This window comes from Terrabacter sp. 05T424, from assembly GCF_056396225.1.
Map to the genome: position 1 here is coordinate 888,236 of NZ_JBFTLB010000001.1, position 22,475 is coordinate 910,710.

18 protein-coding genes are annotated in these 22,475 nt (G+C 71.3%); 14 read left to right on the top strand and 4 right to left on the bottom strand.

Features of this window, described 5'->3' with window-relative positions:
* Positions 1-63: 63 nt before the first annotated feature.
* Positions 64-1,227, bottom strand: a complete 1,164-nt coding sequence (locus AC1DE0_RS04145; RefSeq protein ID WP_478097387.1) for a pyridoxal phosphate-dependent aminotransferase — start codon at positions 1,225-1,227, stop codon at positions 64-66.
* A gap of 265 nt (positions 1,228-1,492) precedes the next feature.
* Positions 1,493-3,421 (bottom strand): DUF6541 family protein, encoded by a 1,929-nt coding sequence (locus tag AC1DE0_RS04150; protein WP_478097389.1) that lies wholly within the window; start codon positions 3,419-3,421, stop codon positions 1,493-1,495.
* 282 nt (positions 3,422-3,703) lie between these two features.
* Between AC1DE0_RS04150 and rpsB the strand changes: the two genes are divergently transcribed.
* The 12 genes from rpsB to AC1DE0_RS04210 all read left to right on the top strand — a co-directional run bounded on the left by rpsB (position 3,704) and on the right by AC1DE0_RS04210 (position 16,721).
* Positions 3,704-4,627 (top strand): 30S ribosomal protein S2, encoded by a 924-nt coding sequence (gene rpsB / locus AC1DE0_RS04155; RefSeq protein WP_478097391.1) that lies wholly within the window; start codon positions 3,704-3,706, stop codon positions 4,625-4,627.
* Positions 4,628-4,686: 59 nt separating this feature from the next.
* Positions 4,687-5,517, top strand: a complete 831-nt coding sequence (tsf, locus tag AC1DE0_RS04160) for a translation elongation factor Ts (RefSeq protein ID WP_442291635.1) — start codon at positions 4,687-4,689, stop codon at positions 5,515-5,517.
* Positions 5,518-5,668: 151 nt separating this feature from the next.
* Complete coding sequence (locus tag AC1DE0_RS04165) at positions 5,669-6,253, top strand: antibiotic biosynthesis monooxygenase (protein WP_478097397.1); 585 nt, start codon at positions 5,669-5,671, stop codon at positions 6,251-6,253.
* 113 nt (positions 6,254-6,366) lie between these two features.
* A complete protein-coding gene (locus AC1DE0_RS04170) occupies positions 6,367-6,852 on the top strand; it encodes a DsrE/DsrF/DrsH-like family protein (protein ID WP_478097399.1) in 486 nt (161 codons plus the stop codon).
* 90 nt (positions 6,853-6,942) lie between these two features.
* Positions 6,943-7,701: a response regulator transcription factor gene (locus AC1DE0_RS04175; protein WP_478097401.1), complete on the top strand. Its 759-nt coding sequence runs from the start codon at positions 6,943-6,945 to the stop codon at positions 7,699-7,701.
* The gene (locus AC1DE0_RS04180; protein WP_478097403.1) at positions 7,698-10,382 is read left to right on the top strand and encodes a DUF4153 domain-containing protein; all 2,685 of its coding nucleotides are present in this window, start codon (positions 7,698-7,700) and stop codon (positions 10,380-10,382) included. The genes AC1DE0_RS04175 and AC1DE0_RS04180 overlap by 4 nt, the downstream gene beginning before the upstream one ends.
* A gap of 36 nt (positions 10,383-10,418) precedes the next feature.
* Complete coding sequence (locus AC1DE0_RS04185; RefSeq protein ID WP_478097405.1) at positions 10,419-11,558, top strand: aminotransferase class V-fold PLP-dependent enzyme; 1,140 nt, start codon at positions 10,419-10,421, stop codon at positions 11,556-11,558.
* Positions 11,559-11,649: 91 nt separating this feature from the next.
* Complete coding sequence (pyrH, locus tag AC1DE0_RS04190; RefSeq protein ID WP_478097407.1) at positions 11,650-12,378, top strand: UMP kinase; 729 nt, start codon at positions 11,650-11,652, stop codon at positions 12,376-12,378.
* Between the two features lie 112 nt (positions 12,379-12,490).
* Positions 12,491-13,048 carry a ribosome recycling factor gene (gene frr, locus AC1DE0_RS04195; protein ID WP_478097409.1) on the top strand — a complete coding sequence of 186 codons (558 nt, stop codon included), beginning with the start codon at positions 12,491-12,493 and terminating at the stop codon, positions 13,046-13,048.
* Between the two features lie 98 nt (positions 13,049-13,146).
* Positions 13,147-14,091, top strand: coding sequence for a phosphatidate cytidylyltransferase (locus tag AC1DE0_RS04200; protein ID WP_478097411.1), 945 nt, complete (start codon positions 13,147-13,149; stop codon positions 14,089-14,091).
* Positions 14,092-14,191: 100 nt separating this feature from the next.
* Complete coding sequence (rlmN, locus tag AC1DE0_RS04205; RefSeq protein WP_478097413.1) at positions 14,192-15,391, top strand: dual-specificity RNA methyltransferase RlmN; 1,200 nt, start codon at positions 14,192-14,194, stop codon at positions 15,389-15,391.
* A gap of 184 nt (positions 15,392-15,575) precedes the next feature.
* A complete protein-coding gene (locus tag AC1DE0_RS04210; RefSeq protein ID WP_478097415.1) occupies positions 15,576-16,721 on the top strand; it encodes a N(5)-(carboxyethyl)ornithine synthase in 1,146 nt (381 codons plus the stop codon).
* An 18-nt stretch (positions 16,722-16,739) separates the two neighbouring features.
* Here AC1DE0_RS04210 and AC1DE0_RS04215 read toward each other — a convergent pair whose 3' ends face one another.
* Positions 16,740-17,747, bottom strand: coding sequence for a GlxA family transcriptional regulator (locus AC1DE0_RS04215; RefSeq protein WP_478097417.1), 1,008 nt, complete (start codon positions 17,745-17,747; stop codon positions 16,740-16,742).
* Between the two features lie 71 nt (positions 17,748-17,818).
* Between AC1DE0_RS04215 and AC1DE0_RS04220 the strand changes: the two genes are divergently transcribed.
* On the top strand, positions 17,819-19,156 hold the full coding sequence (locus AC1DE0_RS04220) for an MFS transporter (RefSeq protein ID WP_478097419.1): 1,338 nt from the start codon (positions 17,819-17,821) through the stop codon (positions 19,154-19,156).
* A gap of 4 nt (positions 19,157-19,160) precedes the next feature.
* The gene (locus AC1DE0_RS04225) at positions 19,161-21,083 is read left to right on the top strand and encodes a propionyl-CoA synthetase (protein ID WP_478097421.1); all 1,923 of its coding nucleotides are present in this window, start codon (positions 19,161-19,163) and stop codon (positions 21,081-21,083) included.
* 221 nt (positions 21,084-21,304) lie between these two features.
* Here AC1DE0_RS04225 and AC1DE0_RS04230 read toward each other — a convergent pair whose 3' ends face one another.
* A complete protein-coding gene (locus tag AC1DE0_RS04230; protein WP_478097423.1) occupies positions 21,305-22,429 on the bottom strand; it encodes an LOG family protein in 1,125 nt (374 codons plus the stop codon).
* Positions 22,430-22,475 lie beyond the last annotated feature (46 nt).

Here is a 22,475-nt window from a genome sequence, read left to right on the forward strand (position 1 = left end):
CCTGTGGACGGGCCGCTCTGCCGGCAGGCAGGTGTGGACAGCGCTCCGGGGACGGGAGGCTGGTCAGGACCTCCCGGCAGCGGCCAGACGGCGACTCGCCTCGAGCAGCACGTCGTCCTTCTTGCAGAACGCGAACCGCACCAGGGTGCGTGCGGCGTCCTGATCGTCATGGAAGACCGAGACCGGAACGCCCACCACGCCGGCGATCTCGGGCAGGCGCCGGGCGAACTCCAGCCCGTCGACCGCCCCGAGCGGCGCGGCGTCCGCGATGACGAAGTAGGTGCCGGACGGTCGAGACACCTTCAGACCGGACGCCTCGAGCGCCGAGCACAGCAGGTCGCGCTTCGCCTGGAGCGAGTCGCGCAACCCGGCATACACCGGGTCGCCGAGTCCGAGGGCCAGAGCAACCGCCGGTTGGAAGGGCCCGGACGCGACGTAGGTGAGGAACTGCTTGACCGTGCGTGCCGCGGCCACCGCCTCCGCGGGTCCCGACAGCCAGCCGACCTTCCAACCCGTCGCGGAGAAGGTCTTGCCGCCCGACGAGATGGTGATGGTGCGGTCGAACATCCCGGGCAGGGTGCCCATCGGCACGTGCTCGGCGCCGTCGAAGACCAGGTGCTCGTAGACCTCGTCGGTGACGACCCACGCGTCGTGCTCGCGCGCCAGCGACGCGACCAGCTCGAGCTCCGCGCGGGTGAACACCTTTCCGGTCGGGTTGTGTGGGGTGTTGAGGAGGACGAGCCGGGTGCGCGACGAGAAGGCAGTCCGCAGCGACGCCTCGTCGACGGAGAAGTCGGGGAAGCGGAGCACGGACGTGCGTCGGGTCGCTCCAGCGAGGGCGATGGTGGCGGCATACGAGTCGTAGTACGGCTCGAAGGTGACGACCTCGTCGCCCGGCTCGCACAGCGCCAGCACCGCCGCGGCGATCGCCTCGGTCGCGCCGGCGGTCACGAGCACCTGCGAGCGCGGGTCGAGCGAGATGCCGTAGAAGCGCTGCTGGTGCGCCGCCACCGCGTCGAGCAGCTCGGGCACGCCGGGCCCTGGTGGGTACTGGTTGCGCCCGCCGTCGATGGCTGCCTTCGCCGCCTCGAGCATCTCGGCCGGTCCGTCGGTGTCGGGGAAACCCTGCCCGAGGTTGATGCTGCCCGTCTGCGTCGCGAGCGCCGACATCTCGGCGAAGATCGTCGTGCCGAAGGGCTGCATGCGTGCGATGAGCGGCGTTGCCATGGCCCGAGCGTATCCACGGCGGGGCAGGGCGGCCCGACGCCGCGGGGACACGAGAGCCCCCGCCCGAAGGGGCAGGGGCACTCGTGGGTTCGCGGGTGCTGTGGAGGGGGCCGTGCCGCGAACCGGCAGCACCCACCCGGTCAGGGGTCTCGGTGGGGTCTGCACCCCCACCATCGCTCGGGACGGCGAAGTGTTACGCCTTGTCCGCAATTGGGTGAAAACCGCCGGCTCACGTATGCCGTGGGGTGTGCTCGGAACCGAGCGCTCACGCAGCCGGGCGGTCGCCCAGACCGCAGGCCGTGATGCGGTAGAGGGTGTAGTCGCCATCGGTCTTGACCGCCTCGACGCCGTCGTTGGCGGCGAGGTTCTTCAGGCCCGAGCTGCGTTCTGGACGGTCGAGCCAGTAGACGTGGCTCGAGTCGATCGCCCAGCGGATGTCGTGGCGGGCCAGCGCCTCGCACACGTCGGGGCGGTTGGCTAGGTTGTCGAAGCCGGTGCCGATGATGATCTCGTCGCCCGTCGTCGGGATGGGGATCGAGCGGTACAGCGTGTTGGTGCCGAAGAGGGCCCACATGAGGGGCGAGCCGTTCTCGGGTCGGCCGACGACGCCTTGTCCGGCCGGGATCAGGGCGTTCAGCCGCCGCAGCGAATCCTGCCCCTCGAAGCCGAGGATGACACGCTCGGGCGTCCCCGGCTGGAAGAAGCTGGTGAGCATGCGGTGGCGGGTGGTCGCGTTGAGTCCCAGGGTGAGGGCCGGCAGGACCAGCAGCGCCGCGACTGCTGCGGCGACGGGCCGGGCCTCGAACCTCGCCCCCACCCGCGGTGTGCGGCGCAGCAGGTCGCGCAGGGCAGGCGCGGCCGCCGCGACGAGCACGACTCCCGGCACCGCGGCCAGGGCGGCCAGGCGGACCTTGTCGTTGTACCAGTAGCCGGTGATGAGGGCCGTCCACGAGGCCGTCGACGAGGCAGCCATGACGTAGAGCGCGACGCACGCGACCCACATGGCGACCACGGGGATCGCGGCGCGGGCCCGAAGGACGATCCAGCCGATGCCGAGGGCGAGCAGGACGACGAGGCCCCAGAGCGCGCTCGCGATCTGCAGCCGGCCGCCCACGACCTCGACGACAGCGGTCCAGATGGAGACCCGGCCGTTCCACTCGTACGACTGGGTGGAGGCGAGGCGCGCGGAGACGACCGGCGCCGCGAGGAGGCCGCCGACGCCGACGACGGCCACGACGGCGAGGTCGCGGGCCACGACCGGCCACGACAGGTGGTGCAGCAGCCCGGCCCGCAGGCGCGCGGCGACGAACCAGACCAGGGCGAAGAGCACGAGGGCCACGAGGGCGTTCGGCTGGATGAGCGCCAGGCCGGGAAGGGCGGCGGCGAAGCCGAGCCACTGACCGATGCGCTTCGACCGGGCGGCCTGCAGCATGAGCGCCAGGGCGCCCGGGGTCAGCGCGGTCGCCATCAGGTTGGGCCAGAGCACGCCCCACCCGAGGAGGGTCGTCGGAAAGGCGATGAACGCTGCGGAGGCGAACCCGGCGGCATACGTGACGAGACGGGAGGTCCCGAGAGCGTGGCGCACGATGGCGACGCAGCCGACGGGCCAGACGACGGCGGCGAGCACCACGGTGGCGACGTTGGTGCCGGGCAGCACGTCGGCGACACCGGGCAGCAGGCTCGTGGCGATCCAGGCGTGGAAACCGTTGGGGTAGAAGGTCGGGTTGACGATCGAGAAGTTGCCGGTCTCGAGGAAGGTGCGGATGCGGTCGAGGTGGTAGACGGCGTCCGGGCTGTCGACGAGCTCGTCGGGCCGGCCGATCGCCGGCAGGATCGTCGCGAGGGCGAGCCCGACGCCGATCGCGATGGCGACCACGGCATCGGGTCGGGGCCGACCGAGGAAGCGTCGTGCCGTGCCGAGGTCGGGGTCGTGCCGGCCGAACAGGCGCATGCCGAGCATCGCGACGCCCACGGACGCGAGGGTGACCACCGCCAGGGGCAGCAGCCCCCAGCGGACCCCGGCGCGCTGGGCCACGGTGGCGAAGGCGGCGATGAGGGCGGTCGACACGGCAGGTGAGACGGCCAGCGCCTCGAGCCCGCGGGCGCCCAGGGCGCGCACGATGAGCCAGCCCGGAAGCAGCAGCACGGCCGAGAGGACGACGAAGGCCGGGATCATCACCAGCCAGTCCACCATGCGGGCCATTGTGTCCTGTCGCTCCGATTTCTCCACCACCCGGGTCAGGACGTACGATGGTCGGCGGTCACGTGTGCTCGTCACGCGCGTCCGTAATTCGCGCGTCTTCTGCCGGTCCACCGGACCGGGTCGCACCACGGCAGTCCCCGCCTTCGGCGGGGCGGGGTGCGTCAGGCGCCAGGAGTGAGGCCGTATGCCGTACGGCGGGCACGTGCACGCACGTGACCGACCGCGGCCCGGTCCACGCACAAACTGACAACACGACACAAGGGAGAACACGGCATGGCCGTCGTCACCATGCGCCAGCTCCTCGAGAGCGGCGTCCACTTCGGGCACCAGACCCGTCGCTGGAACCCCAAGATGAAGCGCTTCATCATGACCGAGCGCAACGGCATCTACATCATCGACCTGCAGCAGTCGCTGACGTACATCAACAACGCCTACGAGTTCGTCAAGGAGACCGTCGCGCACGGCGGCAGCATCCTCTTCGTCGGCACGAAGAAGCAGGCCCAGGAGCCCATCGCCGAGCAGGCGACGCGCGTCGGCATGCCGTACGTCAACCACCGCTGGCTCGGTGGCATGCTCACCAACTTCCAGACGATCTCCAAGCGGCTCACGCGCCTCAAGGAGCTCGAGGAGCTGAACTTCGACGACGTGGCCGGCTCGGGCTACACGAAGAAGGAGCTGCTCATCCTCAAGCGCGAGATGATCAAGCTCGAGAAGACCCTCGGCGGCATCCGCACGATGGCCAAGGTCCCCTCGGCCGTCTGGATCGTCGACACGAAGAAGGAGCACCTCGCGGTCGACGAGGCCCGCAAGCTCGGCCTGCCGGTCATCGCGATCCTCGACACGAACTGCGACCCCGACGAGGTCGACTACAAGATCCCCGGCAACGACGACGCGATCCGCTCCGTCACGCTGCTGACGCGGGTCATCGCCGACGCCGTCGCCGACGGTCTCGTGCAGCGCTCCTCCGGCAAGTCCGGTGGCGACGCGCAGGCCGAGGAGCCCCTGGCCGAGTGGGAGCGCGAGCTCTACGCCGACGCCGCTGCCGCGACGGAGGCTCCGGCCGGTGCCGCCGAGATCGACGCCGCCGAGGCCGCAGCCGAGGCCCGGGTCGAGACCCCGGTCGAGACGCCGGCCCCCGAGGTCGCCGCCGAGATCGCCGTCGACGCCCCTGCCGAGGTTGCTGCCGAGAAGGCCTGAGTCCTTCTCTCCCAGCCACTTCGAGTCATCCACATCTGACGAAAAGAGCGATACAGAGCATGGCGAACTACACCGCCGCTGACATCAAGGCGCTGCGCGAGCAGACCGGCGCCGGCATGATGGACGTCAAGAAGGCGCTCGACGAGGCCGACGGCGACCGCGCCAAGGCTGTCGAGATCCTGCGCGTCAAGGGCCTCAAGGGCGTCACGAAGCGTGAGGGCCGCTCGGCCTCCAACGGCCTCGTGGCCGCGTCGGCCACCGACGGCGTCGGCACCCTGGTCGAGGTCAACTGCGAGACCGACTTCGTGGCCAAGGGCGAGAAGTTCATCGCCCTGGCCGACCAGGTCCTCGCGCAGGCCGTCTCGGCCGGCGCCACGGACGCCGACTCGCTCCTCAAGAGCACGCTCGACGACGGCAAGACCGTCCAGGAGCTGCTCGACGAGGCCAACGCGACCATCGGCGAGAAGATCGAGGTCCGCCGCGTGGCGCGCCTCGAGGGCGACAAGGTCGTCTCCTACCTCCACAAGACGAGCCCCGACCTGCCCGCGCAGATCGGTGTCCTCGTTGCGCTCGAGGGTGGCGACGAGGCCGTGGGCCGCGACGTCGCGATGCACATCGCGGCGTTCAGCCCGACCGTCCTCACGCGTGACGACGTCCCGGCCGAGACGGTCGAGAACGAGCGTCGCGTCGCCGAGGCCACCGCCAAGGAGGAGGGCAAGCCCGAGGCCGCCCTGCCGAAGATCATCGAGGGTCGCGTCAACGGCTTCTTCAAGGAGAACGTCCTGCTCGAGCAGCCGTTCGCCAAGGAGCCGAAGAAGACGGTCGCCAAGGTGCTCGAGGAGGGCGGCGCCTCGGCGAAGTCCTTCGCGCGCTTCCGCGTCGGCCAGTGAGCCACTGACCTCACGCCACCGCGCCTTGGCGCAGCGCAGACCGCGCAGCACGACGACGTATGCCGGTCGCCCCAGTCGGGGCGGCCGGCATCGTCGCGTCCGGGCCGGTTGACAGCCGCGCCCGCGAACACCTTCAGCCAGAGGAGAGCCCATGGTCACCACCCCCGAGGACGTCTCGGTGACCCACGGGCCACTGACCGTCGCCATCACCCGACGGGTGGCCCCCCAGGACGAGCTGCTCATGCAGGCGTGGGTGCACGCCGGCACGTCGATGGCCGAGCGCTTCGAGGGCTTCCTCGGGGCGGGCTGGGTGCGCTCGGGCGCCGAGGACTGGCACATGCTCTACCGGTTCGCCTCACGCACGCACCTCGATGCCTGGGAGCGCTCGCCGGAGCGCATCCGGTGGCTGCGCTCCGCCGCCGACCTCGTCGAGCACCGCCGGACGGAGTACCGCACCGGCATCGAGGGCTGGTTCGACGAGCCGGCGTCGCGCTCGGTCGAGGAACCCGGTGCGCCGGGTCCGACCGCCCCGCCGCGGTGGAAGCAGGCGAGCGTCATCTGGCTCGCCTTCTTCCCGACGAGCCTCGCCCTGACCTTCCTGCTCATGCCCTTCAGCGGGGACTGGTCGCCGGTGGTGCGGGTGCTCGTGACCACGCTCGTGGCCACGCCGTGGATGACGTACGTGCTCCTGCCGTTCGTGACACGGCTGTTTGCTCGCTGGCTCCGGACCGGCTGAGTCGTCTCACGGCCGATTCCTTTGTGTGACAGCGGTTTGTCTCGCACGTCACAGGCAGGTTGTCTGCTCGCTCACAGCGTCGCGAATACCCGCGGGGGTAGACCGCACCGTTGGTGCCGTCGTTCGACGCGCCGGAGTCGCAGGGCCGCAAGCTCGCGATCATCTGCAGCAAGGGCAACCTCGACATGGCCTACCCCGGACTCATCCTCGCCAACGCCGCGTTGGGTGAGGGGGTCGAGACCCACCTCTTCTTCACCTTCTGGGGCTTTGACATGATCAACCGGAAGACCTCGGCCGACCTGAAGTTCACGATGCTCGGCAACACCGCCACGCACTCGCCGCAGGGCCTCGGAGGCATCCCCGGGATGACGCACCTGGCCGCCTCGCAGATGAAGAAGGCGATCGCCGACCTCGACGTCCCCGAGGTGCCGGAGTTCCTCGACCAGATCGTCGCCTCGGGTGGCCACCTGTGGGCCTGCCGGATGTCGGCAGACATGCAGCACCTGACCGAGGCGGACCTGCGAGACGACGTCGAGGGCATCATCTCCGCATCGGACTTCATCGAGCTCACGGAGGGGGCCCAGCTGCTCTTCATCTGAGCGAGGCTGCGGAGCGGCCGGAGCGACCTTCACACGATCTCCACACGTCGCACCCGCGCCCCCCGGGCGCACCCTCCTAGAGTCGGTGGCATGAGCCAGGGGAACACGGCACGCCCGTCGAGCGCGCCCGCAGCGACGACACTGCTGGTCGTCGAGGACGACCCGACCATCAATCAGGCGGTCACGGATCGCCTTGTCGCAGAAGGCTTTCGGGTCATCCAGGCGTTCGACGGCCCCGCCGCCGTCGAGGCCCACGGCCAGCACTCGCCCGACCTCGTGGTGCTCGACCTCATGCTGCCCGGCTTCGACGGGCTCGAGGTCTGCCGCCGCATCCAGGCCGACCGGCCGGTCCCGGTGCTCATGCTCACGGCACGCGCCGACGAGACAGACCTGCTCGTCGGTCTCGGCGTGGGGGCCGACGACTACGTCACCAAGCCGTTCCGCATGCGCGAGGTCGTCGCGCGCATCCGTGCCCTGCTGCGCCGCGTCGAGCGCGCCCGCGAGCTCGCTGCCGAGCAGCCGCCCGTGCTGACGGTCGGCGACCTCGGCGTCGACCGGGGTTCCCGCCGCGTCACCGTGCAGGGGAGCGACGTGCACCTGACGCCCCTCGAGTTCGACCTGCTGCTCGCCCTCGCCGCAGAGCCCGGTGCCGTCCGCGGTCGCGACGAGCTCATGCGCGAGGTGTGGGGGTGGGCCGACGCGGGTGGCACGCGCACCCTCGACAGCCACGTGAAGTCCTTGCGGGCCAAGATCGGCGCCGGCCGCGTGCGCACCGTCCACGGCGTCGGCTACGCCCTGGAGTCCGACCCCTCCGTCGCCGACGCCTCCACACCGAGCGAGGGCCCGTGAACACCGACCGCCCCCTCGACGCCATCCGCTCGATCAAGGTCAAGCTCGGCCTGCTCGTGGCGGTCAGCATCGTCGCGGCGATCCTCGTCTCGCAGATCGGCGACCGCGCCGAGGTGCCCGTCTGGCTCACGGTCCCGGTGACCGTCGTCGCCGCACTCGGCGTCACCCAGTGGCTGGCCCGCGGCATGACCTCGCCGCTGCGCGACATGACTGCAGCCGCGTCCCGCATGGCGACCGGCGACTACTCGCAGCGGGTCACGACCACGGCCACCGACGAGGTGGGCACGCTCTCGGCGGCCTTCAACACCATGGCTGCCGACCTCGCCGACGCAGACCGGCAGCGTCGCCAGCTCGTCGCCACCGTCTCGCACGAGCTGCGGACGCCGCTCGCGGCGCAGCAGGCCCTGCTCGAGAACCTCGTCGACGGCGTGGTCCGGCCCGACGACGCGGTGCTGCGAACCGCACTCGCACAGGCGGAGCGGCTGGGCGCCCTCGTGGGTGACCTGCTGGACCTCAGCCGCGTCGATGGCGGACGGGTCCCGCTCGCCCTTGCGACGGTGGACGTCCGCGAGCTCGTCGACTCGGCCGTCGCCGAGGCGGGGGTCTCGCGCCGAGGCACCGTGCACGTCGTCGACGTGCCCGAGGGGCTCACGGTCACCGCGGACGCCGCCCGCCTGCACCAGGTGCTCGCCAACCTGCTCGACAACGCCGATCGCCACAGCCCTTCGGGCGGCACGGTCACCGTGAGCGCCGGCCCGGAGGGCGCCGACCGCTGGTGGCTGCTCGTGTCCGACGAGGGCGCTGGCATCGCTCCCGAGCACGCGCAGCGGGTCTTCGACCGGTTCGGCTCGGGCGACGACGCCGGGGGCGGCACCGGCATCGGCCTCGCCATCGCGAGCTGGGTGTGCGATCTCCACGGCGGTTCGATCGCCGCCCTGCCGACACCGCCGGGGGAGCGCGGCGCCCGCATCCGCGCCGTCCTTCCCAGGACCCCAAGGCCCTCGGTGCCACAACCGACAGCCCCGACCACGTATGCCGCCACCGACAGCACCGCTGTCAGCCCAGCCGACACCATGCCCACGACCAAGGAGGCCGCCGTGCCCGTCCCGACTCCCGCTGCTGCCGGCGCATCTCCCGCCGGGCCCCGAGGCGCCGTTCCCGCGCCTGCCACACCCACGGCATACGGCGGGGTTCCCATCGGGCCACCGAAGCCGCTGCTCGACTCGCTCTTCGGCGACCTGTGGCCCGAGCAGGGTGTCGGCCCGCAGGTGAGGCTGCTCCTCACCTGTGTCGGGGTGGGGGTCCTGGCTGCTGTGCTGCTGCCCTACCGCGACATGGGTGTTGCGCTGTTCCTCGTGCTCGTGGTGGGCGGGACCGTCCTCTGGCGCACGTCGCAGCGAAGACTGCGGCCATGGACCATCGCCACGGCCGTGGTGTGCACCGGTCTTGCCTCCCTGGCGGTCCTGCGGTCGACCGAGTGGCTCATGGTGCTGGCGGTCCTGCTCGGGCTCCTCCTCGTGACGACGGCCCTCACCGACGCGAGGGGACTGCTCTCGATGGTCGCCGGAGCCGCCTCGTGGCCCCTCGCCGCCTTGCGTGGGCTCCCGTTGCTCGGCCGGAGCATCAGCGCGACGAGCCGGGTCGGCATCGTCTGGCCGATCGTGCGCACCGCCGCGATCTCGCTCGTCGCCCTCGTCGTGTTCGGCGGCCTCTTCGCCTCGGGCGACGCGATTTTCGGGTCGTGGACCAGTGCTCTCGTGCCCCAGCTCGCGTGGGACAGCCTGACCTTCCGCTTCTTCGTCGGCTTCGTCATGGGTGGGGCACTGCTCGCCGCCGCCTACGTCGCGCTCAACCCGCCGAGGGTCCAGCGCGTGGCCCTGCCCGCCGGCCGTCCGGTCGCGCGCACGTTCGAGTGGGTCGTGCCTGTCGGGCTCGTGGTCGCCCTGTTCGTCGCCTTCGTCGTGGCCCAGGCCGCAGCGCTCTTCGGCGGGCACGACTACATCCAGCGCACGACAGGCCTCACGTACGCCGACTACGTGCACCAGGGCTTCGGGCAGCTGACGTTCGCGACGCTGCTCACCCTCGTGACCATTGCCATCGCCGCCCGCAAGGCGCCCCGGGAGACCGCTCGCGAGCGCCTCGTGCTCCGCGGCGTGCTCGGTGCGCTGTGCGCCCTGACCCTCGTCGTCGTCGGATCCGCGCTGCACCGCATGGACCTCTACCAGCAGGCATACGGCTTCACGGTCCTGCGCGTGCTGGTCGACGCGTTCGAGCTCTGGCTCGGTCTCCTCGTCGTCATGGTCTTCGTGGCCGGCATCCGGCTCCGCGGCTGGTGGCTGCCCCGGGCGGCGCTGATGGCGGCAGCGGCCTTCGTCCTCGTCGGCGGCCTCGTCAACCCTGAGGCGTGGGTGGCCCAGCACAACATCGACCGCTTCGTGGCGACCGGCAAGCTCGACGCCTCGTACCTGAGCACGCTGGGATCGGATGCGGCCCCGACCATCAGCAACGGGGCGCTGCCGACGTCGGTCGCGGACTGCATCGTCGGCAAGATGTGGCGTCCGCGGGTCGAGGACGCCCTCTCGTGGAACCTCGGTCGCCAGCGGGCCGCCGCGCTGCCGGGCTGGAAGGCGCCGCAGGACTCCACGACCTGCGCCGACCTCTTCTCGGCGCCGCCGACCTGACGCGCCGAGCACCGACGGGTCAGGCAGGATGGGCTGGTGCGTCGTGACATCGCCGAGCTGTTCGAGCTCGACCCGGACCTGACCCACCTCAACCACGGCGCCTTCGGCGCGGTGCCCCGATCGGTGCGCGAGGCCCAGGACCGGGCCCGCGCCTGCATCGAGCGAGCGCCGATGCGGGCCTTCCGTGACGAGCTGCCGACGGTGCTCGCGGAGGCGCGGGCGCAGGCAACGTCGTTCCTCGGTCTCCCGTCCGGCTCGACCGCCCTCGTGCGCAACGTCACCGAGGCGGTCGGGGTGGTGCTCCAGGGACTCGGCATCGGGCCCGGCGACGACGTCGTCGTGAGCAACCACGGCTACCTCACCGCCGGCTGGTCCGCCGAGGCGCGTGGCGCGACGCTGCGCGCCGCGGACTTCCCGGTCGACGCCGACCCGGGCAAGGTCGTCGCGGCGTTCGCGGCGTCGGTGACCGAACGGACCCGGCTCGTGGTCGTCGACCAGATCACCTCTCCGACCGCCCTGCTGCTCCCGGTCGCCGAGGTCGCAGCGGCTGTCGCGCCCGTGCCCGTCCTCGTCGACGCGGCGCACGTGCCCGGCGCCCTTCCGGGACTCGACGTGGAGGCGCTCGGGGTGGCGTTCTGGGCGGGCAACCTGCACAAGTGGGCCTACACGCCCCGAGCGGCCGCCACGCTGTGGGTGGCACCGGAGCAGCGCGAGGGCATGCGTCCGCTCGTCACGTCGTGGAGCCACGGGCTGCCCTTTCCCGAGCGGTTCGACCTGCAGGGCACGGTCGACCACTCCGCCTGGGCCGTCGTCCCCGACGGGCTCGCCGCCTGGGTCGAGCTCGGTGGCTGGGAGCAGGTGGACCGCAACGCCGAGCTGCTGCTGCGAGGTGCCGAGCACGTACGCTCTGCGCTGGGCACCGAGAGCCCGCTCGGCGGCATACCTTCTGCCCCCTGCCTTCGGCTCGTCGCGCTGCCCGAGGGCGTGGCCACGACGACCGAGTCGGCCGAGGCCCTCTGGCAGCGCCTGCACGCTGCCGGCTTCGTCGTGCCGCCCGTCGCCTTCGACGGCCGCGGCTACCTGCGGCTCGCCGCAGCGCCGTACAACGACGAGGACGACTACAGGCGGCTGGCGGCGGCACTGCCCGGGATCCTGGGCCAGCCGGCTCCGGCCTGAGTCCTTTCGGCCCCTCGATGCGGACGATGCCGACGGGATGTGGAAAGATCGACCGACCGCCTGAATGCTGCCCACGAGGAGGCCCTGAGCCATGACCGACGCCCAGACGACCCCCTTCCACCGGGTTCTGCTCAAGCTCTCGGGGGAGGTCTTCGGAGGCGGCAGCATCGGCCTCGACCCGGCCGTCGTCGCCGGCATCGCCAAGCAGATCGCCGACGCCGTCCGAGGCGGCGTGCAGGTGTCCGTCGTCATCGGCGGCGGCAACTTCTTCCGCGGCGCCGAGCTGCAGCAGCGCGGCATGGACCGCACTCGCGCCGACTACATGGGCATGCTCGGCACCGTCATGAACTGCCTCGCCCTGCAGGACTTCCTCGAGAAGGAGGGCGTCGAGACGCGCGTGCAGTCCGCCATCGCGATGCAGCAGGTCGCCGAGCCGTACATCCCGCGCCGCGCCATCCGCCACCTCGAGAAGGGCCGCGTCGTCATCTTCGGCGCCGGCGCCGGTATGCCGTTCTTCTCCACCGACACGGTGAGCGCCCAGCGGGCCCTCGAGATCAAGTGCGACGCCGTGCTCATCGCCAAGAACGGCGTCGACGGCGTCTACGACTCCGACCCGCGCAGCAACCCCGACGCGAAGAAGCTCGACACGGTCACCTTCAACGACGCGATCGTCGAGGGGCTCAAGGTCGTCGACGCCGCCGCGTTCAGCCTCTGCATGGAGAACAAGCTGCCCATGGTCGTGTTCGGCATGGAGGGGGCGGGAAACATCACGCGCGCGCTCCTCGGTGAGAGGATCGGCACGCTGGTCACCAACGCCTGACCGCAACGGCCGCCAGCGACCCACCAGACCCACGCACCGCCCGGCACGACCGCCGGCCACCACGAACCACCCTGTACACCCCGCCACCGAGGGACGAGGAAGCCAGAGAGCCATGATCGAAGAGACGATGTTCGAGGCCGAGGAGAAGATGGACAAGGCCGTCGAGGTCCTCAAGGAGGACTTCGCGGGCATCCGCACCGGCCGTGCCAACCCGGGCCTGTTCAACAAGCTGACGGTCGAGTACTACGGCGCCCCGACGCCCCTGCAGCAGCTCGCGTCCTTCCAGAACCCCGAGCCCCGCACGATCCTCGTGATCCCGTTCGACAAGTCGGCGATGCACGAGATCGAGAAGGCCATCCGCGACTCCGACCTCGGCGTCAACCCGAGCAGCGACGGCCACCAGATCCGCTGCGTCATGCCCGAGCTGACCGAGGAGCGTCGCCGCGAGTACATCAAGCTCGCCAACCACAAGGCCGAAGAGGCCCGGGTCTCGGTGCGCAACATCCGCCGCAAGGCCAAGACCGACCTCGACAAGCTCGTCAAGGACGGCGAGGTCGGCGAGGACGACGGCTCGCGCGCCGAGAAGGAGCTCGACGGCCTCACGAAGAAGCACACCGACCTCGTCGACGCGCTCGTCAAGGCCAAGGAGACCGAGCTGCTCGAGGTGTGACCTCGACGTTCGACCCGATGATGACGACTGACTCCCCGTCTGGATCCCCGTCGGACCCGGTGGACCGCGCGCCCGCGGACCAGGTGCCCGCGGACCAGGTGTCCGCGGACCCCCACCGCGGGGAGGCGGCCGTCGACGAGGGCCACGGGCCCCTCGACCCGGTGCCGTACGACCCCATGCTCGACGAGTTCGCCGGGCTGCCCGCGCAGGCCGTCATCGAGAAGAAGCAGAGCCGCGCCGGGCGCAACCTGCCCGCGGCCATCGGCGTCGGGCTCGGGCTCGGCGTGCTCATCGTCTCGACCCTGCTCATCCGCAAGGAGTCGTTCGTCGTCCTCGTCGCGCTCGCCGTGGCCGTGGGCATCTGGGAGCTGCGGGCCGCGCTTCGCCACGCTGCCGTGCAGGCGCCCCTCGTGCCGCCGGTCCTCGGCATGGCCGCCATGCTGTGGGCGGCCTACGAGCACGGCCCGAGCGGCCTCGTCGTGGCGTGGGCGCTCACGTGCCTCGCGGTCGTGCTCTGGCGCGGCACGGGCCACCTCGACGGCGCCGGACGAGACGTCCTGGGTGGCATCTTCGTCGCGACCTACCCGAGCTTCCTCGTGGGCTTCGCGGTGCTGCTCCTCGCGCCCGAGGACGGCGTCGGCCGAGTGTTCGTCTTCCTCATCACCACCGTCTGCAGCGACGTCGGCGGCTATGCCTCCGGCGTCCTCTTCGGCAAGCACCCGATGGCCCCGTCGATCAGCCCGAAGAAGTCGTGGGAGGGCTTCGCCGGTTCTGTGCTCTTGTGCATCGTGGGCGGCTCGCTCACGGTGCACTTCTTCCTCGGCCACGCCTGGTGGATCGGCATCGCGCTCGGCATCGGCGTGGGCGTCGCGGCGACGGTCGGCGACCTCATGGAGTCGCTCATCAAGCGCGACCTCGGCATCAAGGACATGTCCAACATCCTCCCCGGGCACGGCGGCGTCATGGACCGGCTCGACTCGCTGGTCGTCGTCGCGCCCATCGTCTGGGCCGTTCTCACGCTGCTCGCGGCAAAGCCCACCTGAGCCGACCTGAGCCCACCCCGACCACCTACGCCGTGCGCGACGCGACCCGGCGTGACGGCATACGGCTGGTTTTGACTCCACCTGAGAGAATGGGGGAGCCATGACTGAGACCCCCGCCGCCACGTCCGCACCCGCGCCGACCGCGCTACCCGAGCCGACGACCACCCGACCCGAGCCGGGGCAGCTGACCTTCACGGCGCCCCGCCGTGGCAAGCCCCCGCGGCACCTCGCCGACTTCAGCCCGGCCGAGCGCAAGGAAGCCGTCGAGGCGCTGGGGCACAAGGGCTTCCGGGCCAAGCAGCTGTCCACCCACTACTTCGAGCGGCTCGTCGACGACCCCGAGCAGATGACCGACCTGCCCAAGGGCGTGCGTGCCGAGCTCGCCGCCGACCTGCTGCCGACCCTGCTGACCCCGATCGTCCAGCGCGTCGCCGACGACGGCCAGACGATGAAGTACGCGTGGCGGCTGCACGACGGCGCCATCGTCGAGTCGGTGCTCATGCGCTATCCCAGGCGCGTCACCATCTGCATCTCGAGCCAGGCCGGCTGCGGCATGAACTGCCCGTTCTGCGCGACCGGCCAGGCAGGACTGACCCGCAACATGTCGGCCGCCGAGATCGTCGAGCAGGTCGTCTGGGCCGCCCGCGCTCTGCGCCGTGGCGAGCTGGCCGGCGGTGGCGACGAGGACCGCGAGCACCCGCTGCGCGTCAGCAACGTCGTCTTCATGGGCATGGGCGAGGCGCTCGCCAACTACAAGGCAGCGATCGGCGCGATCCGCCGCCTCACCGACCCCGCGCCCGACGGCCTGGGCATGTCGGCCCGTGGCATCACGATGTCGACGGTCGGCCTCGTCCCGGGCATCGACAAGCTGACGACCGAGGGCATCCCCGTCACGCTCGCCCTGTCGCTGCACGCGCCCGACGACGAGCTGCGCAACGAGCTCGTGCCGATCAACACCAGGTGGTCGGTCGACGAGGCCCTCGACGCCGCCCACCGCTACTACGAGGCGACCGGCCGGCGCGTGTCGATCGAGTACGCCCTGATCCGCGACATCAACGACCACGGGTGGCGCGCCGACCTGCTCGGTGAGAAGCTCGCCGCCCGCGGGCAGGGCTGGGTGCACGTCAACCCGATCCCGCTCAACCCGACCCCGGGCTCGAAGTGGACCGCCTCGCGGCACGGTGTCGAGCAGAACTTCGTCGAGCGCCTGCGCGCCCACGGCATCCCGACGACGATCCGCGACACGCGCGGCCAGGACATCGACGGAGCGTGCGGCCAGCTCGCCGCGTCGACCGCCTGACCGATCGAAAGAGCAGTCCGTCCGGCCGAGCTGCTCCTCGGTTCGTGGCGGGGGGTTCCACCTCGTCGCGGCGCTCGCCCGGTCCCGTGGCCCGAGCGTAGGCTGACGAGGTCGTGCCCGACCCGGGCCCGGTGGCTGCGTCAGCCACCTCGGGGGACGGGGCGGCCCACCAGGAGGTCGCCGCATGGACCAGCTCAGCCTCGGAGTCATGGCCCGCTCGCTCAAGGAGAACGAGCACCGCCTGCCGCTCCACCCCCGGCACTTCGACCGCATTCCCGACGAGCTGCGTGCGCGCATCTTCCTCGAGACCGGCTACGGCGAGCGTCACGGCGTCTCCGACGACCAGCTCGAACGCTACGTCGGCGGCTTCCGCAGCCGCGAGGGCCTGGTCGCCGAGTGCGACGTCATCCTGGCGCCGAAACCGCTGCTCAGCGACATCGCGTCACTTCGGGTCGGCCAGACGCTCTGGGGCTGGCCCCACTGCGTTCAGGACACCGACCTCACCCAGGTCGCCATCGACCGGCAGCTGACCCTGATCGCGTTCGAGGCGATGAACCACTGGAACAAGGACGGCTCCTTCAGCCTCCACGTCTTCCACAAGAACAACGAGCTCGCGGGCTACTGCTCGGTGCTCCACGCATTTCAGATCGCAGGCATCACGGGCGACTACGGCCCGCACCGTCGCGCGGTCGTCATCGGTTTCGGCGCGACCGCTCGTGGGGCCGTGACCGCGCTCAACGCGCTGGGGGTCGGCGACGTCGACGTGCTCACGCACCGTGCGAAGGCCGCCGTTGCCTCGCCCATCCACTCCGCGCACATCGTGCACTTCGACACCGACGACACGGCGAGGGTGAGCCACGCCGTGACCGACGACGGCCCGGTGGCCCTGGGAGAGTTCCTCGCCGGTCACGACATCGTCGTCAACTGCGTGCTCCAGGACACCGACGCCCCGCTCACCTTCATGGGCGAGGACGACCTCAAGCGGATGGTGCCGGGCAGCATCGTCATCGACGTCTCGTGCGACGAGGGCATGGCCTTCTCCTGGGCAAAGCCGACGACCTTCACGGAGCCCACGTTCATGGTCGGCGACCACGTGCTCTACTACGCCGTCGACCACAGCCCGAGCTACCTGTGGGACGCCGCCACGTGGGAGATCAGCGAGGCGCTCCTCCCGTTCCTCGGGACCGTCATGAGTGGCCCGGAGGCCTGGGAGACCTCCCCGACGGTCCGCCGCGCCATCGAGATCCGCGACGGCGTGGTCCAGAACCCGGCGATCCTGTCGTTCCAAGGTCGCTCGTCCGCCCACCCGCACCTGCCACTCGCCACCTGACCGACCCGCAGCGGCGCATCAGGCTGGCTCTGCGCGGTAGGTGCGGCGGTAGGCGAGCGGCGAGAGCCCGACCGCCGCCGACAGCTGTTGGCGCAGCGAGGCCGTCGTGCCGAAGCCGGCGTCGGCCGCGACGCGATCCACGGCCAGGTCGGTCGTCTCGAGCAGGTGGCGCGCCCGGTCGACACGGGCCCGGGTCAGCCACGTCACGGCCGTCTCACCGGTCTCGTCACGGAAGCGGCGGGTGAAGGTACGCACGCTCATCCCGGCGTGCCGGGCCAGGTCGGCCAGCGAGATCGGCTCCGCGAGGCGCTCGAGGGCCCAGGCCCGGGTCGGCCCGGTGCCGGCGTCGGACTCGTCGGGCACGGGCCGGTCGATGAACTGGGCCTGGCCGCCGGCCCGCCACGGGGCCACGACGGCGCCGCGGGCCACCCGGTTGGCGGCCTCGGTGCCGTGGTCGGAGCGCAGCACGTGCAGCAGCAGGTCGATGCCGGCGGCGTTGCCGGCCGAGGTGAGCACGTCGCCGTGGTCGACGTAGAGCACGTCAGGAGTCAGCTCGACGTGCGGGAAGAGCCGGCGGAAGGCGTCGACGTGGCACCAGTGGGTCGTTGCCTCACGGCCGTCGAGCTTGCCCAGGGCGGCCAGCACGAAGGCGCCGGTGCAGATGGAGACCCAGCGGGCCTCGGGTCGCGCGGTCCCGGCCAGCCGGACGAGGGCGTGGGGCAGGACGCCGTCGCGGATGATCGCGCCGTTGATGCCGGGGACGACGATCGTGTCGGCCTGTGCGACAAGGGTGTTCGGGTCGGTGGGTAGCGCCTGGTAGCCGGCGGAGGTGCGCACGGGGCCATCGTCGACCGTCACCATGCGCACGTCGTAGGGCGGCGCAGACCCGGTCGGCTCACCCGGCCAGCCGGGGTCGAGGGCAGAGGAGGCGAGGAAGCGGTGGGCGAGCCCCAGCTCGAACGCGATGACGGTGTCGAGCGCGAGCACGACGACGAGGTGGGGTCGGGAGGACGACGTCCGTGTCATGGCCGGATTCTTTCACATGATGTCCGTCCGGCCACTCGCGTAGCGGATCCCGTATGCCGCAGAGTTGCCCCGTGACTCTCACCGACCGCACCGTCGACGCGCCTTCGCAGACCCGCCGCATCCACCCTGCCTGGTGGGTCGCCGTCGTCACCTTCCTGACGATCATCGGCGCCGCTGGCTTCCGGTCGACACCCGGGGTGCTCATGACGCCGCTCCACGACGAGTTCGGCTGGCCGATGGGCGTCATCGGTGGAGCGGTCTCGGTCAACCTCGTGCTCTTCGGCCTCGCGGCCCCGTTCTCGGCAGCCCTGATGGAGCGTCTCGGCATCCAGCGGGTCATCGCTGTGGCGCTCGTGCTCGTCAGCGTCGGCTCGCTCCTGCCGATCTGGATGACCCAGTCGTGGCAGCTCGTGCTCTGCTGGGGGATCGTCGTGGGGATGGGCACCGGGGCCATGTCGATGGGACTCGTCGCGACGGTCACGGGCCGGTGGTTCGTGGGCCGCCGCGGCCTGGTGACCGGCATCCTCACGGCGGCCGGCGCCACCGGACAGCTCATCTTCCTGCCGGTGCTCGCCTGGCTGGCCGAGCACCACGGCTGGCGGTCGGCCGCGCTCGCGACGGCTGCGGCGGCCCTGACGGTCGTGCCGCTCGTGCTCTGGAAGTTGCACGACCACCCGAGCGTGCTCGGCCTGACGGCATACGGCGCCCCCGACGGAACCCCCGTGGCCCGTCCGGCCCGCCCGACCGGCCACCCCGTGCACCTCGCCCTCGGCACCCTGCGGGACGCAGCGCGCACCAAGGTCTTCTGGCTGCTCGTCGGCAGCTTCGCGGTCTGCGGCATGTCGACCAACGGTCTCGTCGGCACCCACTTCATCCCGGCGGCACACGACCACGGCATGCCGACCACGACGGCGGCCGGGCTGCTCGCCCTCGTCGGCATCTTCGACGTCGTCGGCACCATCTTCTCCGGCTGGCTCACCGACCGCGTCGACCCCCGCGTGCTGCTCGCGGCCTACTACACGCTGCGGGGCGCCTCCCTGTTCCTGCTGCCCTCGCTCTTCAGCGACCACATGCACGTCAACATGCTCGCCTTCGTCCTCTTCTACGGACTCGACTGGGTCGCGACGGTTCCCCCGACGATCGCCCTGTGTCGCAGCGCCTTCGGCGACCACGCGCCGATCGTCTTCGGGTGGGTCTTCGCCTCGCACCAACTAGGTGCGGCCGTCGCCGCCCTCGGGGCGGGCCTCGTGCGCGACCAGCTCGGCACCTACGACCTCGCGTGGTACGTCGCCGGGGTGCTCTGCCTCGTGGCTGCTGTGATGTGCGTCGCGATCCGTACCGCTCGTCCCGCCGAGTCGTCAACTCGGCGCAACGGCTCTGGTGTCGTGGAGGGAGCGGCGGCAGAGTGAGGGCATGAGCGACAGCGCTGAGACGGCATACCGAAGGGTCCACGACGCGAGCCTGGCCGACCCCGAAGGCTTCTGGCGCGACGCCGCCGGAGCGATCGACTGGGTGACGCCGCCGACGCGTGTCCTCGACGACTCGCGCCCGCCGTTCTACCGGTGGTATCCCGACGCCGAGCTCAACGTCTGCTTCAACGCGCTCGACCGGCACGTCGCCGCGGGTCGTGGCGACCAGCCGGCCGTGCACTACGACTCGCCGGTCACCGGCAGCAAGGCGACCCTGACGTACGCCGACCTGCTGGGTCGCGTGGCGCGTTTCGCCGGTGCCCTGGCCGGGCTCGGTGTGGAGAAGGGCGACCGCGTCGTCATCTACATGCCGATGGTGCCGGAGGCGGTCGTGGCGATGCTCGCCTGCGCGCGGCTCGGGGCCGTGCACTCGGTCGTCTTCGGCGGCTTCGCACCCCAGGAGCTCGCCGCTCGCATCGAGGACGCCGAGCCCAAGGTCGTCGTCTCCGCGAGCTGTGGCGTCGAACCGACCCGCATCGTCGAGTACAAGCCGATGCTCGACGCCGCGCTCGACCGCAGCAGGCACAAGCCCGAGTCCGTGATCGTGCTCCAGCGCGAGCAGTCGCCGGCCGCCGTCGGCGAGCGCGACACGGACTGGGAGGAGATGACCTGGGACGAGGTCGACGCCGACGCCGAGCCGGCCGAGTGCGTGACGGTCGCCGCCACCGACCCGCTCTACATCCTCTACACCTCCGGCACGACCGGGAAGCCGAAGGGCATCTACCGCGACAGCGGGGGGTATGCCGTCGCGCTGCGCTGGTCGATGGCCAACCTCTACGACGTGGCTCCGGGCGAGACGATGTTCACCGCGAGCGACGTCGGCTGGGTCGTCGGCCACTCGTACATCGTCTACGCACCCCTGCTCACCGGGGCGACGACCGTGCTCTACGAGGGCAAGCCCGTCGGCACCCCTGACGCCGGGGCGTTCTGGCGCGTCATCGCCGAGTACGGTGCCGTCTGCCTCTTCACCGCACCGACGGCGTTCCGGGCGATCAAGAAGGACGACTCGACCGCCTCGAAGCTCGCCGACCACGACCTCTCACGCTTCCGGGCCCTCTTCCTCGCGGGGGAGCGACTGGACCCCGACACCTACGAGTGGGCCTCTGCCGCGCTCGACAAGCCGGTCGTCGACAACTGGTGGCAGACCGAGACGGGCTGGCCGATCGCCTGCAACCCCAAGGGAATCGGACTGCTTCCGATCAAGGCCGGGTCGCCCACGGTGGCCGTGCCCGGCTACGACGTGCAGGTGCTCGACGGCGCGGGCCAGCCGGTCGAGCCCGGGGTCGAGGGCGCCATCTGCATCAAGCTGCCCATGCCGCCCGGCGCCCTGCCGACGCTGTGGGGTGACGACGACCGCTACGTCAGCTCCTACCTGTCGGCCCACCCCGGCTACTACCTCACGGGTGACGGCGGCTACATCGACGAGGACGGCTACCTCTTCGTCATGGGCCGCACCGACGACGTGCTCAACGTCGCAGGGCACCGGCTCTCGACCGGCTCGCTCGAGGCGGCGCTGGCCGGGCACGAGGCGGTCGCCGAGTGCGCCGTCATCGGGGTGCACGACGACCTCAAGGGCCAGGTGCCGCGTGCCCTCGTCGTGCTGAAGTCCGGCATCGACGACGGGGCCGACGGCGAGCGCATCCGCCGCGAGCTCGTGGCGCGCGTCCGCTCGGAGGTGGGGCCGGTCGCGGCGCTGCACCGCGTCGACATCGTGGCCGCCCTGCCCAAGACGCGCTCGGGCAAGATCCTGCGCAAGACGATGCGCGAGATGGCCGACGGCAAGCCTTCGGTGGTGCCCGCGACGATCGAGGACCCGACCGTGCTCGACGCACTCGCCCCCGTGCTCCGCAGCCCCGACCCCACCTGACGGTCTCACCGCCACCCCGTCGAGTGCTCAGTTCCCGACGGGGTCCGGCGTGTGGGGAAGTGGGCACTCGACTGTCCCTGTGCATCGAGTGCTCAGGTTCCTTCGGGGTCCGGCGTGTGGGGAAGTGGGCACTCGACTGTCCCTGTGCATCGAGTGCTCAGTTTTCGACGGGGTCCGGCGTGTGGGGAAGTGGGCACTCGACTGTCCTTTGCATCGAGTGCTCAGTTTCCGACGGGGTCTGGCGCCGGCAGGAGGGGGAGGACGTCGTCGAGGGTGTCGACGAGGTGGACCGCCTGCTCCATCGGTCGGCCGGCGGCCATCGCCGTGATGGCCGCCCAGACCGGCACCCGCTCGGTCCAGTGCTCGCGCCCGACGAGGATGAGCGGCGGCAGGGCTGCACCTTCGACCGCGTAGAAGAGCGGCGTCACCGCCTGGAAGATCTCCTGCACCGTGCCCGCGGCTCCGTCGAGCACGACGATGCCGGCGTCGGAGCGGGCCAGGAGCCCCTCCTCGCGGATCGCGTTGGAGAAGTACTTCGCGATGACGTCGCAGAACACGTTGGGCGGCTCGTGCCCGTAGAACCACGTCGGGATGCCCAGGGAGCGGGCGGTCGGACCGAGCGTGTCGGTGGTCGCTGCCGGCTCGTCGCCGACCACGGCCGCCCGCGCCTCCAGCGCTCCCGCGGCCCAGGCAGTGATGTCGGGTCGGAAGCTGGGCACGGGTGCGATGCGCGCGACGGCCTCCTCGACGGCCTCCGGGCTGCGACACAGCGCGCCGAGGTTGGCCGCCTCCATAGCGCCGGGACCGCCACCTGTCGCCACGAGGTAGCCCTCCTCGGCGAGGCTGTGACCGAGGCCGGCTGCACCGGCATAGGACGACGAGTCACGTTGCAGCGCATGCCCGCCCATGATGCCCACGACTGATCTGCCCTCGACGAACTCGTCGAGGTCGTCCGTCACGGAGTCGTCGTGGATCGCCCGCACGAGGGTGCAGTACGCATCGGTGCGCAGCCTCGCGTCGATGAACCACGCGTACGCTCTCGCGTCGGGGGTGGCGGCGTAGCCGTCAGCGAGGCCCGCGTAGAGGTCCGACGGGAGGTAGAGGCCGCGCCACGGGTCGACGGGTGCCTCGGCAACGCCGGGGAAGAGGATCGCGCCGCCGCGGAGCAGCACCTCGGCCACTGGCAGCGGCACGTGGCCGCCCAGCACCACGAGACCGGTGAGGTCGCCGCGCGCCGCCAACCGTTCGGCATAGCCGGTGAGGTCGAGGTCCTGCAGCCGGAGGCCGCGCAGTGGCGCGTCCGACCCGAGGTGGTCGTCGAACTCCTCGAGCGTCTCGATCTCCATGGGGCACATCCTGCCCCGGGCGGTGCCGCCGGTGATCGAGGGGCGG

Coding starts and splice junctions, on each gene's coding strand:
- rpsB (WP_478097391.1), top strand. CDS start 3,704: ATGGCCGTCGTCACCATGCGCCAGCTCCTCGAGAGCGGCGTCCACTTC.
- pyrH (WP_478097407.1), top strand. CDS start 11,650: ATGACCGACGCCCAGACGACCCCCTTCCACCGGGTTCTGCTCAAGCTC.
- AC1DE0_RS04230 (WP_478097423.1), bottom strand. CDS start 22,429: ATGGAGATCGAGACGCTCGAGGAGTTCGACGACCACCTCGGGTCGGAC.
- AC1DE0_RS04145 (WP_478097387.1), bottom strand. CDS start 1,227: ATGGCAACGCCGCTCATCGCACGCATGCAGCCCTTCGGCACGACGATC.
- AC1DE0_RS04225 (WP_478097421.1), top strand. CDS start 19,161: ATGAGCGACAGCGCTGAGACGGCATACCGAAGGGTCCACGACGCGAGC.
- AC1DE0_RS04165 (WP_478097397.1), top strand. CDS start 5,669: ATGGTCACCACCCCCGAGGACGTCTCGGTGACCCACGGGCCACTGACC.
- AC1DE0_RS04150 (WP_478097389.1), bottom strand. CDS start 3,421: ATGGTGGACTGGCTGGTGATGATCCCGGCCTTCGTCGTCCTCTCGGCC.
- rlmN (WP_478097413.1), top strand. CDS start 14,192: ATGACTGAGACCCCCGCCGCCACGTCCGCACCCGCGCCGACCGCGCTA.
- AC1DE0_RS04175 (WP_478097401.1), top strand. CDS start 6,943: ATGAGCCAGGGGAACACGGCACGCCCGTCGAGCGCGCCCGCAGCGACG.
- tsf (WP_442291635.1), top strand. CDS start 4,687: ATGGCGAACTACACCGCCGCTGACATCAAGGCGCTGCGCGAGCAGACC.
- frr (WP_478097409.1), top strand. CDS start 12,491: ATGATCGAAGAGACGATGTTCGAGGCCGAGGAGAAGATGGACAAGGCC.
- AC1DE0_RS04215 (WP_478097417.1), bottom strand. CDS start 17,747: ATGACACGGACGTCGTCCTCCCGACCCCACCTCGTCGTCGTGCTCGCG.
- AC1DE0_RS04210 (WP_478097415.1), top strand. CDS start 15,576: ATGGACCAGCTCAGCCTCGGAGTCATGGCCCGCTCGCTCAAGGAGAAC.